At 52.0% G+C, this 16,835-nt stretch carries 12 protein-coding genes and 1 riboswitch; of the genes, 3 read left to right on the top strand and 9 right to left on the bottom strand.

What is annotated here, in order from left to right:
• Nucleotides 1–69: 69 nt before the first annotated feature.
• The 3 genes from GA0061077_RS01745 to GA0061077_RS01735 all read right to left on the bottom strand — a co-directional run bounded on the left by GA0061077_RS01745 (nucleotide 70) and on the right by GA0061077_RS01735 (nucleotide 3,576).
• The gene (locus GA0061077_RS01745) at nucleotides 70–1,377 is read right to left on the bottom strand and encodes a pyridoxal phosphate-dependent aminotransferase (protein ID WP_091847203.1); all 1,308 of its coding nucleotides are present in this window, start codon (nucleotides 1,375–1,377) and stop codon (nucleotides 70–72) included.
• Nucleotides 1,378–1,529: 152 nt separating this feature from the next.
• A complete protein-coding gene (ppgK, locus tag GA0061077_RS01740) occupies nucleotides 1,530–2,297 on the bottom strand; it encodes a polyphosphate--glucose phosphotransferase (protein WP_091847202.1) in 768 nt (255 codons plus the stop codon).
• Between the two features lie 223 nt (nucleotides 2,298–2,520).
• The gene (locus tag GA0061077_RS01735; RefSeq protein ID WP_091847593.1) at nucleotides 2,521–3,576 is read right to left on the bottom strand and encodes a glycosyltransferase; all 1,056 of its coding nucleotides are present in this window, start codon (nucleotides 3,574–3,576) and stop codon (nucleotides 2,521–2,523) included.
• 145 nt (nucleotides 3,577–3,721) lie between these two features.
• Nucleotides 3,722–3,873: riboswitch (FMN riboswitch) on the top strand.
• A gap of 116 nt (nucleotides 3,874–3,989) precedes the next feature.
• Here GA0061077_RS01735 and GA0061077_RS01730 point away from each other — a divergent pair.
• The 3 genes from GA0061077_RS01730 to GA0061077_RS01720 all read left to right on the top strand — a co-directional run bounded on the left by GA0061077_RS01730 (nucleotide 3,990) and on the right by GA0061077_RS01720 (nucleotide 8,595).
• Nucleotides 3,990–4,589, top strand: a complete 600-nt coding sequence (locus GA0061077_RS01730; RefSeq protein WP_091847592.1) for an ECF transporter S component — start codon at nucleotides 3,990–3,992, stop codon at nucleotides 4,587–4,589.
• Nucleotides 4,590–4,606: 17 nt separating this feature from the next.
• Entirely contained in the window at nucleotides 4,607–7,042 is a 2,436-nt protein-coding gene (locus tag GA0061077_RS01725) for an energy-coupling factor transporter ATPase (RefSeq protein ID WP_091847591.1), read from the top strand.
• A 206-nt stretch (nucleotides 7,043–7,248) separates the two neighbouring features.
• The gene (locus GA0061077_RS01720) at nucleotides 7,249–8,595 is read left to right on the top strand and encodes an amidohydrolase family protein (protein WP_091847201.1); all 1,347 of its coding nucleotides are present in this window, start codon (nucleotides 7,249–7,251) and stop codon (nucleotides 8,593–8,595) included.
• A gap of 204 nt (nucleotides 8,596–8,799) precedes the next feature.
• Here GA0061077_RS01720 and GA0061077_RS01715 read toward each other — a convergent pair whose 3' ends face one another.
• The 6 genes from GA0061077_RS01715 to GA0061077_RS01690 form a co-directional block, all read right to left on the bottom strand.
• Nucleotides 8,800–9,783, bottom strand: coding sequence for a D-2-hydroxyacid dehydrogenase (locus GA0061077_RS01715; RefSeq protein ID WP_091847200.1), 984 nt, complete (start codon nucleotides 9,781–9,783; stop codon nucleotides 8,800–8,802).
• Between the two features lie 34 nt (nucleotides 9,784–9,817).
• Nucleotides 9,818–11,194 (bottom strand): replication-associated recombination protein A, encoded by a 1,377-nt coding sequence (locus GA0061077_RS01710; RefSeq protein WP_091847199.1) that lies wholly within the window; start codon nucleotides 11,192–11,194, stop codon nucleotides 9,818–9,820.
• Between the two features lie 201 nt (nucleotides 11,195–11,395).
• Nucleotides 11,396–13,966, bottom strand: a complete 2,571-nt coding sequence (locus GA0061077_RS01705) for a DEAD/DEAH box helicase (protein WP_091847198.1) — start codon at nucleotides 13,964–13,966, stop codon at nucleotides 11,396–11,398.
• A gap of 89 nt (nucleotides 13,967–14,055) precedes the next feature.
• Nucleotides 14,056–15,183 carry an amino acid ABC transporter permease gene (locus tag GA0061077_RS01700; protein WP_091847197.1) on the bottom strand — a complete coding sequence of 376 codons (1,128 nt, stop codon included), beginning with the start codon at nucleotides 15,181–15,183 and terminating at the stop codon, nucleotides 14,056–14,058.
• A 4-nt stretch (nucleotides 15,184–15,187) separates the two neighbouring features.
• The gene (locus tag GA0061077_RS01695; protein ID WP_091847196.1) at nucleotides 15,188–15,865 is read right to left on the bottom strand and encodes an amino acid ABC transporter permease; all 678 of its coding nucleotides are present in this window, start codon (nucleotides 15,863–15,865) and stop codon (nucleotides 15,188–15,190) included.
• Nucleotides 15,862–16,716, bottom strand: a complete 855-nt coding sequence (locus GA0061077_RS01690) for a glutamate ABC transporter substrate-binding protein (protein ID WP_091847195.1) — start codon at nucleotides 16,714–16,716, stop codon at nucleotides 15,862–15,864. The genes GA0061077_RS01695 and GA0061077_RS01690 overlap by 4 nt, the downstream gene beginning before the upstream one ends.
• Nucleotides 16,717–16,835: the final 119 nt, after the last annotated feature.

Genomic DNA, 16,835 nt, shown 5'->3' with positions numbered 1-16,835 from the left:
CGTATCGTCAGCTGACTCATGCAAATCAATCGGACTTTTCGTCTGGCATCATGAATTGATCAAGTACACTCAGAATTCTTCCAACTCGCGGGGAACGGTCGCAAGAATCGCCCTGATGTTGCGCTCGAATGTTTCCTTCTTTGGCAGCAACGACACCGCAAGGTAGCCGTTATCGGTCATGTCAAAATAGTAGCCGGGCTGTCCGGTCAAGCCGAAATCTTCGATAAGTCTAAGGACCAGAGCATTTTCGTCAACGACGGAGGGGAAACGCAGCAGCACGTTCCAGCCTCCTTCTGCTCGCAATACGGAAACCAAACCATCCTTGTCGGCATCGAGTAGGCAATGAAGTGCGTTCAAATTCGCCTGAGTCCTCCGTTTCACCACGTTGAGCTGTTCCGGTACTGCTGCAAGCAGCTGGGGCATAGCAGCAGCAATAATGTCACTAAACGGCAAATAATTGTCAGCGATGATATCAAGTCTTCGCTGAGCCTGTGCAACAAGATCGTCAGGACCGCTGACTTGAATCCAGCCGACTTTCGCGTGTGGGGCTGCCAAAAGTTTGGAAAATCCGTCAAGTGCGAAGGTCAGCGCGGTGCGTTGACCAGCCAGACGACGGTTTCCGGGAAAAGGTTCTAGTGAATAATCGAAAAACACTTCATCGGCGATGATGGCCAATCCATGCTCGCGACATAAACCAGCAAGCTGTATCCTCTCATCGGGTTTGATATACGAGCCGGTTGGATTGTTCGGGTTAATCAGCACGATCGCTCTTGCATTTTGACCTTGCTCGCTGCGCAGGAATTCAGCAAGCCATGCCACATCTATGAACCAAGAACCATCGAATCGAAGTTGATATTCGACCGTCTCCACATTTTCCAACCTGCCAATGGACTCGATCAGCGGATAGCCAGGCTTCGGACCAAGCACGATGTCACCCGGATCGCACATGAGCTTGAACAACCAGGAATAAGCCTGCGATGTAGAGCTCAACAGATACAAACTGTCAGGGTTTACCCGCAAAGTGGCATCCCCAAATTCCTGAACGTCTTGGGAACCACCTTCGGAGTCATTTACCGATGTCGTGTGAACCTTGCCGAGGCGTACAGCAGGCTTTTCTATATCAGATTGCCGACTTTCGAACATCAATGATTCACGTTCGTTTCTGTCAGTCAAAAATTTCGCCAGATTCTGACGCGCCGCCAACGGTCCACGAGGATCGGCTGTATAGACACGAGGAACAAGTTTCGGAGCAAGGCCATGCCGCGTTGGGTTGGAATCGTTGACGTTTGGCAATAAAATTCCCTGATCCTGCACCTGAGCTTCCGCTGCCGCAATGGGATTGAGTCTGGTCGAACCGACCCTAGTGGAAAAGCGCATGTTCTTCCTTTTTGATGTTCAGTACACTAGCCACACAATACCGGCGTTTGGCTCACGCACATCCCGACCACATTGTCAGGGGAGCAAACCCGTACCTGATATAAAACAAAAAGTTCCGCCCTCATCAATAGGGCGGAACCGAAAAACGAAACTCAAATGAGTTTTGTGGTCGCGTAATAGGCAGCACCGACGATGCCGGCCTCATTGCGCAGTTTTGCCTGCACAATAGGGGTCTTGATATCGATGAACGGCAGGAACCTATCGGCCATACGGCTTACACCACCACCGACGACAAACAGATCCGGGCTGAAATACTGTTCCAGCAGGCCGTAGTACTTGGTCAAACGCTTTGCCCACTTCTTATAGCCAAGACTCTTCTTATCACGGACTGACGAAGCGGCATACTTCTCAGCATCGCCTTTGCCTTTCTCAAGTTGAATATGTCCGAGTTCGGTGTTGGGAATCAACACACCGTTATGAATGAGCGCGGTTCCGATGCCGGTGCCAAGTGTGGTGGCGATGACCAAACCGTCATTGCCCTTGGCAGCACCATACTGCTGTTCCGCCAGTCCCGCAGCATCAGCATCATTGACCACGGTTACCGGACGTCCACACGCCTTAGAAAATACCTCAGTGACATCAAGACCGATCCACGACTGGTCAAGATTAGCCATGAAGTCAAGCGGCTTGCCAGGCTTAATAGGGGCAGGGAACGCGATTCCAACAGGAGCACCCTCCGGAACCTCGAAATGCTCAAGTTGCTGGCGAACAATGGCAGCAACGGCATCCGGGGTTGAAACTTCCGGGGTAAGAATCTTCAAACGAGGAAGGGCGAACTCACCCTTCTCCAAATCCACGGGCGCAGCTTTGATACCCGAACCACCAATATCAACGCCAAAAGCCTGTGCTGTTTCAATCATAGGTAACCCCCACTTGGTGCACTACGCAAATACAAGAATCGTTGACAGTCTACAGCATCGGATAGCCAACCATCATCACAAAACCGATAAATTGGCCTTGTTGGCGCATAACCTACCCGAGAGCCATCATTTTTACATATCAACCGCCTATCGGCGATGTCAACGCCTGTTGAAAGGGTTTAACGTTGATACGCAAGATAGGCGGCTAACCACAACATGCGTGCTATATCAGCGGTGGCATCGGCTTCCAGTTAGGATCGTGCAACAACTTGCGCGAATCAACCCAACCCTTTGCCAAAGCCTTGAGGCCCGGCATAATGTGCTGGCGATCGACGGCAACGAGTCGGATTACTTCCTTGATTCCGGTCAGAAGCGTACCCAGACCGAACAACACTGGCCTGTAGTCTCCATGAGTCATGAAGTAACGAGCCATATAGCCACGGTTGCGCATGATGTGGTAGCGATTCGTGTCAGACGTGGAATTGAGCTGACGTACGCCGGCGATATCCCAGTTGCCGATTTCACGGGTGCGACGGATGACTGTATCCTCTACCACGATCGGATCGGTCACCCTGCTGGCAAGATATCCGTAGATGGTATCGTCCCAATAGATAAAGAAACGTGGATCAGGCAAGCCGATTTGTTCGACGACATTGCGACGGAAGAGGCCACCTTCGAAACACATCGTATTCATCGTGCGGTAGCCGGATTGCCCAAACGCCGCCGGAGCGATCGGGTTGGGAATACCCAGAGGAACGATGAAGTCATACTGCCAGTAGAACGGGCCACCATCGTAATCAAGACGCGAGCCTTGGATGACGTCATGGCGCGTAGTCCACTTGGCTAGCTGTTGTATTGCATTAGGCAGCACAGCCACGTCATCGTCCATCACCCAGAACCATTCTGATCCGAGTTGATAGGCCTTTTCAACTCCCTTGTTAAAACCACCTGAACCACCACCATTGTTCTCCTGTGGAACGTAGACCACACGCGAAGTGTTTCCTGTTTCGTCCGACCCCGCATCACCCCACTGTTCAACGATCTCATCACGGAATTGCCGCACCATCGCTTCGGTTTCTTCACTGTGTTCGTTGTCTACCACAACTACGCGCCACGGCACTGCATTCAATGCCTTGATGGAATCAAACAGCGTCCGCAGAAGCTCCTGACGCTTATAGGTCACCACGACGATGGCAAGCTTGTCGATAGGCGACGATTCTGAACCAGCGACGGTTTCGTCCTGAAGACCCGTCGGCTCTAATTTAGTGTTTTCAGTCATACCCATATTCTTGCATCCTTACAAGATGGAGGCAACTATAGCGGCCCAAACAAACGAAAAATCGAGACAATATCAGGGTTTTGGAATCTATAGCACACCATGTGCCCTATCACGTGATGACCACCCATGCGGGTATAGATGAATAGGTAAGTTTCAGGGAAGGTGAAATTCCTTATTGGCGGTAGCGACCTGCTGATTTTATAACGGCAGCAAAGTCGAAGCCCGCGAACTGCGAAAGCGGTCGATCCGGTGAGATTCCGGAGCCAACGGTTACAGTCCGGATGAAAGAAACGAGGCTCGTTATGAGCGATATTTTTGGTACCCAAAAATCAGATGGTGATATACCAACCAACAATCTCGACGACGACACAGCAGCAAAGACATCAGATAGCTCCAGGTCGACCAGCAATCAAATGATGAAAACGACGACGCGCACCGTACGCGACAAGACGCAATCCGCTCATTCCACTGGGGTTGGCGACCATGGACGCTGGTCAACGCAACGCATAGCTGTCTATGCACTTTTCTCCGCCGTTGCGATGGCAGCTTCCTATATCAGCATCTCACTCATCCCGGGCTACACGTGGCTCACCTACGACCCCTCGGGCATCATCTGCATGATCGCCGGATTCGCTTTCGGCCCTTCCGCCGCGGTCATCGTTAGCGTTTTATGCTGGGTGCCCCACATTTTTACCGACATGTCCGGCATATTGGGAGCCTTGGTTGCCGTGGTCGTTTCGCTTGCGATGAGTGTTCCCAGCGCATACATCTACAGCCGTGACCGCACACGCCATGGAGCACTCATCGGCATCGTCGTGAGCTCAATAATCATGTTGGCAGCGGCCATCGGCTGCAACCTATTGATTACGCCTGTCTACACGGGTTGGTCCGAAGCCCAAGTGTTGGCAATTATCGTTCCGGCCTTGCTACCGTTCAACATCGTCAAGCTCATCATCAACGGTGTGGTTACGTTCCTTGTTTACAAGCCAATTTCCAACCTGCTCAACCGATGAAGTGGGCATATAAGCCAATGAACAGCAACATAAACGTCTATGCGGCGCGTCTGCAGGACGTCAGATTCAGCTACGACCAAGGTCACTCATGGGTTCTTGACGGTGTGGATCTCGATATCCGACAAGGTGAGCGCCTCTGCCTCATAGGTTTGAACGGGTCTGGAAAATCCACATTGGCAGGCTTGATATCCGGACTGTCCGCCCCGGACGCCGGAACAGTTGAGCTGCTCGGGACCAGGGTTTTCGACAATAACGGAGCACATGCCGACAACTATCGTACCGCCCGCGAAGGCATCGGCGCGCTTTTTCAAAACCCAGCCGACCAGATCATCACCACAAAGGTCGGCGAAGATGTCGCATTCGGCCCGGAAAACCTTGCTTTTGATGCTGATGATATCGATAGGCATGTTTACTCAGCCCTTGATGCCGTAGAAATGCTCGAACAAATCGACCAAAACCCTACGTACATGAGTGGTGGGCAACAGCAACGAGTGACGATAGCCGGTACCATTGCGATGTCCACCCGTATGATAGTGCTCGACGAACCGACGGCAATGCTCGACCATCAGGCACAGCGTGACGTCTTGGCGGTACTCGACCATTTACAAAGCCAAGGTGTCACCATTGTTCAAGTGACTCACAAACCCAAGGAACTTCGCAATGCCGACCGCATCCTACGTCTGAAATCGGGTCAATTGCAGAGCGTAGACCTTGCCAAGGCAGTACAGGACCTGTCCTCTACTAGCGATACATCAGACGCAAAGGTTGCAGATTCCAGTAAAATTCCTGTTCTTGGCATCCGACCTCTCGAAGTCGACCCTTTTTGCCACATCGACAAGACAAAGAAGCCAGAAGAAGCCAAAGAACCTGCTGATATGCCGCGGGCGACTCCAGTGCACAAAGCTTCAGGACAACCGATAATATCGCTTAAGCATGTCTCATTTCGCTACCCCTCTGCGGATTTCGACACACTTCATGATTGTTCAATGTCCGTTCTGCCCGGAGAGAGCGTCGCCATTATGGGACGCAACGGCACCGGAAAATCCACACTTACCAAACTGATTGCCGGATTAGTGAAACCTACCGACGGTGAAATCGAAGTAGCAGGACTTGATTTGCGCGATCTTTCCCGTCGAGACAAGATCATGCTGCGCACCCGGGTAGGGCTTGTCATGCAGCAACCGGAACACCAACTTTTTGAGCAAACCGTTCGTCAGGACGTTTCGTATGGCCCCTTGAATCAAGGGTTTACAGCCTCAGAAGCGGACAAACGCGCGAGTAATGCGATGAAACTGCTCGGCATAACGGATTTGGCGGATCGATCACCGTTCTCCCTGTCAGGAGGGCAACAACGACTGGCCGCAATCGCAGGTGTCATCGCTTGCAATCCGCGTATCCTCATTCTTGACGAACCAACGGCAGGTCTCGATGCCACCGCCAACGAATGCATCTTCAACCTTATTCGAAGCCTCCAAGCACAAGGCGTGACGATTATAATGGTGACGCATTCAATGAATCAGGCACATCATATCGCAGATAGGATCATCAGCCTCGATACCGAGCAAACCGCGACCGAAGACAACGGTCAGGAGACAGTGCAAGCAAACGGGGATATGGATGCCAACGGTTCAAACCATCTTCACATCTTCAAAACAAGCGAACTTAAACGCACCGGCATCATGACACGTCTTGACCCGAGGGTGAAACTTGTGGTTTTTCTCATGCTGACTTTAATGATGTTTCTCGTTAATCAACCAGCCGAATTACTCCTGGCCGCCGTAGGCACATTCCTCATCACCGCGTTCTCCGGTCTCAAGGCGGTAGAACTGTTCCGTTCTCTTCGGGGCTTCCTGATCCTTTTCTTTGTGATAGGCATTTTCAACATGTTCTTTGTCAACACAGGACCCACATTGCTGACTTTGTGGGGACTAAAGGTGACCAGAGACGGACTCGGCCTAGCGGCACTGTACACCAGCCGATTTTCCTTGGCGGTTCTGCTCGGCATTGTCCTGCTTAAAACGACGACTCCCACCGCCCTGACCGATGCGTTTGCCTCACTTGCCTCACCATTAAGACGATTCGGCCTACATACCCAAGAAATGGCACTGGTTATGAGTCTGGCTTTGCGCTTTCTCCCCACATTAGCCAACGAAACCAGATCCATCACACAAGCTCAGGCAGCGCGAGGCGGCAGCATCGAAACCGGTTCTCCCATGCGCAGGCTGAAGGCGCTCGCGGCTACACTCATACCCGTTTTTGCTGCGGCATTGCGTCATTCAGATAATCTTTCTTTGGCGCTTGACGCCCGCTGCTATGAAGAAGGAATTCATCGGACACATTGGCATGCCATGCATGTGACCGGTAAGGATCTCATTGCTGTTGCACTGAGCGCCGCGTATCTCACCCTGCTGCTCACGCTCAAGATCGGATTGATACCTATGCCTTCGCTTTGATTACACACTTTTCAAGTACATTTTCCGCTTCTTGAACAGCGTATAGTCCGAACAACCAGACATGCTTCATTCAACCTGGCGAACACACCCATTGACAGTGTCGAAGGTTTTCGTATCGGATTTCACCATTTCTCTACCTTCCTATGTAAATCCTGATAGAGTGAGACAACCGTTGTTTCTCAACGTCCATCATCGAAGGAAGACACATGCACATTTCATGCAATACCACGATAGAACCCTTTGCCATCGAACATGCCACCGTTGCCACAGGAGACTCGGACGGCCGTACGCTTACCGACACGACCATCGTCGTTGATGGACTCGGCAAGATCAGAGACATTGGCCCCTCTGCAACGGTAGTGGTGCCTCCGGGCTATCACGTTATTGATGCAACTGGGAAAGTCGTTTCCCCAGGAATGATCAATGGCCACGTTCACACGTTCTCACAGGGCAAGCCACTTGATCCCAAGAAAAGCACGCCCGAAGCTCAACGCAAATCCGCAAAGTTCATGCACTCCGCATTAGGAGAGCTTGTGATGAGACAAGCCAGCAAAGCCAACATCAAGACATTGCTGAATTCAGGCGTTACCACATTGCGCACAGTAGGTGATGTCGGTTATGATGTCGTCTCCATCCGCAACAGCATCAACCAGGGACGCATGGTAGGCCCACGCATCTTGGCAAGCGGCCCGATGCTTGCAATCCCAGACGGACATGGAGCACCCCTCGTGGCCCTGGAAAGCACCACTGCCGAAGAAGCACGCAGCCAGGCCGAATACAGTATCGACCACGGCGTCAATGCTATGAAAATTGCGGCAACAGGTGGTGTAACCGATTCGCAGGTACTCGGTGAAGCTGGAAAGCCACAGGTGACAGTCGATCAGATGCGCGCCATTTGCGAGGCTGCGCACGCCAATGACATCATTGTTGCCGCCCATGCACAAAGCCCAGAAGGTGTTCACCGAGCGTTGGAAGCGGGTGTCGACACCATAGAACATGGCTGCGTCCTTGACGACGAGCTGACCGATATGTTCTTGAACAACCCCAATTCACTGCGAGGCTGGAGTGCATTGGAACCTACGCTTTCCGCAGGTCTTCCGATGAAATACCTGTCCCAAGAAACCCTGAACATGACTAATATTCAGATGCAGAACTCGGTATCCGTCGTCGAAGGCATGGTCAGTGGCGCCAAGCAGGCGCATGATGCCGGTATCAAAGTCGGTGTCGGCACAGACACCGCTATGCCGTTCGTGACGCAGTATGGCACATGGCGCGAAATGCAACTGTTCAACCTTTTTGCCGGATTCACACAAGCAGAGGCATTCCACGCCGGCACTCAAGTAACCGCTGAAATCCTCGGTGTTGCAGATGAGACGGGATCAATCAAGGTCGGAAAATTCGCGGATCTGCTAGTTCTGGATGAAAATCCTGCCGACAACCTGCGCACTTTGGAAAAGCCGCTGCTCGTCGTCGCCGCTGGCCACCCTATTTTCCACCCGAAGGTTAATCGCTTCGCGGATATTGAAGCCGAACTTAATGAGGCCTATAAGTAAAGCGCTATATATATGACAGACCTGATTGTTGCCAGTACACTCAGTCAAAAGATCCGCTGTCACTATTGCCCGGCAGCGGATCTTTTATAATCTAAAAATAGCACCTAACAAGAAGGTCTCGATCGCTCCTCCAGCCTCACATCAACCGTCAAGCCCGAAAACAGCTCAATGATCTTTGGAATCGTTGCTTGCTGAAGAGAGCTATCAATGGGCTCGTTCCAGCAACGGTTCTCCGTTGACGTAACGACGAACGTTCTCCACGGCTATATCGATAATTCGTGCGACAGTGCTCGCCAAGTGCTCACCTCCTGCGATATGCGGGGTAATAAGACAGCGGGGTTCCTCCCAAAGCCGATGAGAAGCCGGCAACGGCTCGACCTCGAACACATCGATGCCTGCACCTCGAATTGAATTCGACTTCAAAGCCTCGGCCAAAGCATCGTCATCAATTGCATCACCCCTTCCTCCATTGAGAATAATGGCACTCTTTTTCAATAGGGAAAGCCTGCGCTCGTCGATGAGATGGTAGGTATCCGCGGCACTGGGCAACGCCAATGCAACGACATCAGCTTGCGGCAACAGCTCATCCAGTTCATCGAAACCATGCATCTCATCGATGCCGTCCACTGACTTAGCTGCATTGCGGCGTACGCCGATCGTATGCATACCGGCACCCTTGGCAAGACACGCGAAATGCGAACCGATGTCGCCAGTACCCACAACCAGAACGTATGCTCCTTGAGGTGTAAGTACCGTACCTTCATCCTGCCAACGGCTTGCGGACTGATTACGGATATAGAAAGTAAGATTCTTCATAATCGTCCACATCATCGCAATCATATGCTCGGACACAGCCTGTCCATAAGCTCCGGTCGAGCTTGTAACACTGACATGTTCAGACAGGACACCAGGCTTAAGATAGGCATCAACACCAGCGCTCCAAGTCTGCAACCATTCAAGATTCGTGAACTGGTTTACAGTAGCCGGGTCAATATTACCCAGTACCGCTGTGGCACAACCGCGCAGCGCCTCAGGAATTTCCGCCTTGCCGTTGATGCTGTCTTCACTTTCCGGCTGCGCACAGAACTCTATGCGAACATCCCCTGCCGCATCCATAAAACGCTGTCTGTCTTTGTCTCCAATTGGTATGCAATTGACGATGAGTTTGTCATTCGTTCGCACGTCCATATCCACTATTTCCTCCTGTTTTTCCGTATTTCACTCACTGATCATTACGTAATCCGTCATGCAAAATCTGCCTGATTTTCTCAACTCTTGGGCCAAGTTCACGTTCATACCCGCGATCATTGGGGTGATAATACTCATGCCCCACCAGCTCATCTGGCATATATTGCTGAGACGCCACAGCTCCGGGCACATCATGCGCATATACATAACCTTCGTGGTTGCCCCAATCTTTCATAAGCGCAGTAGGGGCGTTCCTAAGCCAAAGCGGCACTTGCCCAATCATGCCGGCATCAACATCGGCAAGCGCCTGATTGATGGCATTGTAGCTAGCGTTTGATTTCGGTGCAGTTGCCACAGCAATAACCGCTTCAGAAAGAATAATCCTTGCCTCCGGCATGCCTATCATGGCGACCGCCTGAGCAGCGGCGACAGTAAGCTCAAGAATCTGTGGAGCAGCCATACCCACTTCTTCGGCGGCTGCAATCATGATGCGACGTGCGATAAAACGCGGATCCTCCCCCGCACGCAACATGCGTGCGAGATAATGCAGTGCTGCATCAGCATCGCTTCCTCTCATTGACTTGATGAATGCGGAAGCGACATCGTAATGGTCATCACCGTCCTTGTCATATCGAACAATCGCAGAATCCATCACTTTCAAGACAACATCAGTATTGATCGTGGGTTTGCGAGCACCCTTTTCCCGCAGCTTGTCTCCCGTTACAGCACCTGCGGCCGCCTCGAGAATCGTCAACGTCTTGCGCCCATCGCCTCCTGCCATGCGTATGATTTCATCCATGGCTTCATCGCTGAGCTTGACTTCTCCTTTTAATCCTTGCTTACTTTCCAATGCTCGGGTAATCAACGCCTTCAAATCATCCGGCTCAAGTGACTCGAGCTTGACCACAACCGATCGGCTTAGCAACGGCTTGTTAATGGAAAAACTGGGATTCTCTGTCGTTGCACCAATGAAGGTGACATCCCGGTTTTCAACGCTTGGTAGTAACGCATCCTGCTGTGATTTCGAAAAACGATGGACCTCATCAATGAACAGAACCGTTTCCGAACCTTGCGTCACCAATCGTTCATGGGCACGTTGCAATACCGCACGCACATCCTTGACTCCGGAAGTGACGGCCGAAAGTTCCTCGAACACACGTCCGGACTGTTGCGCGACGATATACGCCAACGTGGTCTTACCGACACCAGGTGGGCCGAAAAGAATAATCGAGCTGGGCGCAGTCAACGAACCCTTCGACGACGGGCTCGCAAGCCTGCGCAACGGCGATCCCTCACCAAGGGCCTGCTGCTGCCCAACCACCTGATCAAGCGTTGACGGTCTCATCCGAACAGCAAGCGGACGTGTGAAATCCTCGGGGGCATCGGATGCGCTGAACAAATCGTCTGTCATGTCTTTATCATACTTCCATATTCGAACATTTGTTCGCTTACTGGTTTCCCCGTCGCATTCTCCCAGAACGGCACTGCCCAAAACAAATACCGACCAACCTCACGTTTGGAAGACGTCAAACAAAATGCGCAGATCACTGATCGGCAGAAGCGACCAATCGGCAGTCCCCACCAACCACCAGAAAACACTCGATCAAGAATTTCAGACCAATCCGTCATCACTCACCCTGTAATCCGCAAAGACCACCTCGCCACTTTCCTGCGTCGCATCGAGATCCACTGTACCCGTTATCGCCCAGTTATGGTCTCCATCCGAGTCGTCTATTATTTGTCGAACCTTCCAAGTGTGTTCGCTCTTTTCGTTGCCGTCGTCAAGAATGAAGAGCTTGCCGCTACGGGCCTGCTGATCGATGCCGACATACTCATGCTCGTCATAGTAGCCGTCCAGCACATCTTCCCACTCATGCACTCCGTAACCCCAATCCTTATCGAGCGCACCGAGCTCTTCCGGTCTGTCCCGATCCATAAGTTGGATACGACGGAACATGGCGTTGCGAATCAGCACGATAAGCCCTCGACGGTCTTCCACGACAGCAGCTTTGGCACCAACAGGGGCCGCTGCGTTCAGCGCATCACCTTCTGCCTGTGCGTCGGAGTTTCCTGCGTTCTCCCATTCGTCCACAAGGCTGGAGTCGACTGAACGAACGACCACTCGCAACCACGAGATGATATCTTCCAGTTCGTCATTACGCTTTTCAACGGGAACGGTACGAGCTAGCGAACGGTACGCATCGGAAAGGTAACGCAAAAGCGTGCCTTCTGAACGAGCGATGTTGTACCGGGAAATGTATCCGGTGAAATCACTGGCGGCTTCCACCATGTCTCGCACCACGGATTTTGGATTGAGCTCATAATCATTGGCCCACGGCACGTCATGACGGTATTCGTCGAACGCGGCTTCAAGCATTTTCTCGAGCGGTTTGGGCCACGTAACCTCCTGTAGCCTTTCCATTCGCTCGTCGTAGTCAATCCCATCGGCTTTCATCTCGGCCATCTCCTTATCCCGCGCCTGCCTCTGCTGGGCTTTAAGAACCTGTTTCGGGTCCTCAAGCGTTGCCTCGACCATCGATACCACGTCAAGCGCATACGTATCCGATTCAGGATCAAGCAATTCGAGTGCCGCAAGGAGAAAAGGTGACAGCGGTTGATCTAGCGCAAAATTATCCGGCACATCCACAGCCAGGAAATAATCCTTGCCACCATGGCCGTTATCTTCTGTCTCAATGAACGACGAATCGAGCATGGTTTCGAATATTTCGTCCGTTCGCCCGTGAAGATATTGCTTCTGTTCCGCGCTTTGGGCGGAGTCATCAACAAGTTTGTCGACACGTGCCCGGGCATCGCCACCCTGAGACACCTCATTAAGGACCATAGAATGGGTAATTTTCATATGAGGTACAAGTGTTTCAGGTTCGGCGTCGATGAGTTTCTCGAATGTCGCCTTGTTCCACGCGACAAAACCTTCCTGAGGTTTTTTACGTTTTATTTTCTTGAGCTTTTTCGGATCTCCGTTCGCTTTGGCAATGGCGCGGGCATTTTCGATTTCAAACTCCGGAGCCTCTGCCACCACAAGACCCTCGGTATCGAAGCCCATTCGCCCGGCACGCCCGGCGATTTGATGGAATTCACGCGCCCGCAACTTGCGCATCTTGAATCCGTCAAATTTTGTGAGCGCAGTCAGCACAACGGAATGAATCGGCACATTGATTCCCACACCCAGCGTATCGGTCCCGCAGATGACTGGCAGCAGACCTTGCTGAGCCAGCTGTTCCACCAACCGACGATAGCGAGGCAACATTCCTGCGTGATGGATTCCGACCCCTGTACGCAGCAGTCGTTGCAAAATCTTGCCAAACGCAGTGGTAAACCGCGTGCCTTTGATGGCCTCACTAATGGCCTCGCGCTGTTCTTTACTCGACACTCCGGTGCTGGCGAGTGCCTGCGCTGTCTCAAGCGCTGCATCCTGGGAAAAATGCACAACGTAAATCGGAGTGTCCTTTTTCGAGAACAATAGCTCCACTGTTCCGGCAAGCTGTTTGTCGGTGTACTCGTAGCTCAGGGGAACAGGTCTGGGCGCATCGGCTATGACATCAACATCACGTTTGGTCATGTCTTCGAGACTGTCAGCAATACCGTTGACATTGCCAAGCGTTGCACTCATCAAGAGAAATTGGGTCTTCGATAAGGTCAACAGCGGCACTTGCCACGCCCATCCCCGGTCGGCATCCCCATAGTAGTGGAACTCGTCCATTGCCACACAGCCAATATCGGCACGCTCGCCCTCACGTAACGCCTGATTGGCCAGAATCTCGGCGGTGCAACAAATGATGGGAGCCTCAGGGTTGATGTTGGTGTCACCGGTAATCATACCGACATTGTCACGTCCGAATACTTCCATCAGATCAAAGAACTTTTCAGAGACAAGAGCCTTAATCGGAGCGGTGTAGTAAGAACGTTGACCGGTGCAAAGCGCCATGAAATGCATGCCCAATGCCACAAGGGACTTGCCAGATCCTGTAGGCGTGTTCAAAATGACGTGATCGCCGGCAAGCAAATCCATGATGGCTTCCTCTTGATGTGGCCAAGGTTCAACATCTTTGTCATCATGAACCCATCCGAAAAACCTCTCGTAAATTTCATCACCGTCGAGATTGCGTCTCTCGTTTCCGAAATCGCCCCAATTCGGCGCCAACTCCCCTAAAGTCTGTGTCATAACCCTAACTCTATCGTTCACTCACTACGCAAAAGGATGGTGGCCACCGATATATCCGATGACCACCATCCCTCATTTATCATCCGAAACTACTCATTGCCGGGTTTATCGGATTTGTTCCCACGCGGGCGCAGATTCTGCAGTGGGATTCCGCGCTCGGCGCGCTCCTTGCATTTCTCACTATCCGGCTGCGTCGCATCATAGCCCTGCTCGTAACGAGTCTGGCGCCAATGGCGAACGGACGCATTGGTGCCGCGATGATGAACATGATAACGACCAGGTGCCCCGCCGTAACGGTCTTCGCCCAATTCCTTGGCCACAGCAATCTGGTTGACGTTCGAAGCATCCATGATGGCAATCGGAGCGACCGGCTCCGGCTCAGCGGGAGCGGCGGTGCGTTCCTGCATACGGCTCGGCAGCCACTCCGCAACCTTCGAAAGAAGCCAGCAAACCACGAAGTAGACGACACCTGCAACGACCAATGTCTGCAAAATGTTGAAGTACATCGAACCAAGTCGGCGCGATTCCTGCAGAAGGTCAGTGTACATGATAATCGAACCAAGAGCAGTATCTTTCAACACAACAACCAGCTGAGTAACAGCAGCCGGCAACATGGCGTAAACAGCCTGTGGCACCTCAATCTGCATCAGCGACTGTGTTGCTGTAAGACCCAATGCGAGAGATGCTTCGCGCTGCCCACCTGGCAGGTTTCCGACGCCGGATCGAACCAGTTCCGCAACCACAGAACCGTTGTAAAGAATCAGACCTATTACAACAGCCCAATAGGAGGCGCTTTGCATACCAATGAACGAGAACAGTCTCCAGAAGAAAATCATGAACATCAGAACTGGTACAGCTCGACAGAATTCGACGATGACGCCCGAAACCGCACGCAGTATTTTGCTGGGCAGTAACCTACCGACACCAAAGATAAGCCCGAAAACCACCGATCCGATAACAGCAAGAACAGAAGCCTTGATGGTCATCCACAGACCAGGCAGATAGAAGTCCGTCCATGCCTCGCTGCTAAGAGCCGGCTGCCAAAGTGCCCAGTCAAGCTGGTTCTCACCGTCCGGCGGATTGTGCAACCTCATAAGAATAAGCACGACGACGATGGCGATTATGACACCACCGATCCAATTGGCGATGCGGATATGACGCCTGCCCTTGGGGCCCGGCTCATCGAACAATAGTGACGATTCGTTGTTGTTACTCATACGTTCACCTCCGTACCGCAAGCTTGTTGGAGAGCATTGTAGTCAACGCTCCGATGGGGATGATCAGAATCACATAGCCGAGCGCGAACATCAGGAAGATGGTGACAATGGAGTTCGCATGGAATTCAATCATTTCACTCATCAGACTTGACGTCTCTGTGGCAACGGAAGCAGCCGCCGCCACCGTCGAGTTCTTCAACAGCGCGATAAGAGTATTGCCCAACGGAGCCACAGAACCACGGAATGCCTGAGGCAGGATAATCTCAGCGGCCGACTGCATGAAGTTTAGACCAAGGGCACGTGCGGCCTCTGCTTGTCCCAACGGTACAGTGTTGATACCCGACCTAAGGGATTCACATACGAACGCCGCCGTGTACAGAGACAGACCGGTAACTGCCAACCAGAAGAAGTTGACGGAGAACTTGGTGGAAAACGACAACTTAATCTGTGCGAAGGCACCAAGAACCATGAACACCATGATGATGGTCAATGGCATGTTCTTGAAGAATTCAACATAGCCACTTGCGACCGTACGCAACGAGGAAACAGGCGAAATTCTCATCATCAACAGGATAACGCCAAGAACAGTTGAGAACAACGCAGCCCACAACGTCAACTCAATGTTGACAAGAAAAGCTCCTAGGACGTCGTATTCAGTAAACAATTGGAGCATGTTACTCATCGTGCGGCTCCTAACTCGCCCAAATTAGGCTTCGGAGGATTGTATTTCATATTGGGCTTGTAATCGACGCCGACAGTGTTGTCTTTAATGGCTCGTTCCCAGGAACCGTCCTGTTCCATATCAACGATAGCACTGTCGATCTTTCTGCCGAGTTCGACATTGCCCTTCTTAATGCCGACACCATAGTATTCCTGGGTGAACGGCTTGCCGACAAGCTTGAGTCGACCGCGTGCATTCGATGCCAAACCTGCAAGAATAATGTCATCGGTTGTTACGGCATCTACAATGCCGCTAAAAAGTGCCGTGGCGCATTCGGCATAGCCAGGCTGTTCCATAAGCTGGACTTCCGAAGCAAATTTCTGCTTGACCACCTGAGCCGAAGTTGAGCCGGTCACCGAGCATAGGCGCTTGCCATTGAGACTTTCCGGACCGTTAATCTCATGGTCGTCCTTGCGTACCATAAGATCCTGTCCAGCCACGAAGTAAGGACCTGCAAACGAAACAGCCTTCTTACGCTCATCCGTAATCGAATAGCTGGCAACGATCATGTCGACGTCACCATTCTGCAGCATAGCTTCGCGTTGCTTGCTCGGAGCTTCCTTGAAAACGATTTGCGTCTCCGAATAACCGAGCTTGCGTGCGATGTATTGAGCCACATCAACATCAAAGCCGACATAGGTGCCGGACTTCTTGAAGCCAAGCCCGGGCTGGTCGAATTTAATACCGATGCGAATCTTGCCCGCCTCGTTCTGTGAGCCGCATCCAGCCACAGTAAACATGCATGCCAAAGCACAGAACGCTGCAAGCAGTCTGCGCCAGACACGCGAAATATGATTGATTGATGATTTCATTAACTTTCGCTTTCCCGATGCTTCACAGTTGTTCTGATCAGCGGGATCGATGTTTCGATATGCCGCGCACCGTCTTCCACCGATGTGTCAGACGCCCCGTCTTCATGACCTAAAGCACT

The organism is Bifidobacterium commune (genome assembly GCF_900094885.1).
Lineage (GTDB): Bacteria > Actinomycetota > Actinomycetes > Actinomycetales > Bifidobacteriaceae > Bifidobacterium > Bifidobacterium commune.
This window is presented reverse-complemented; position numbering and strand designations above follow the sequence as displayed.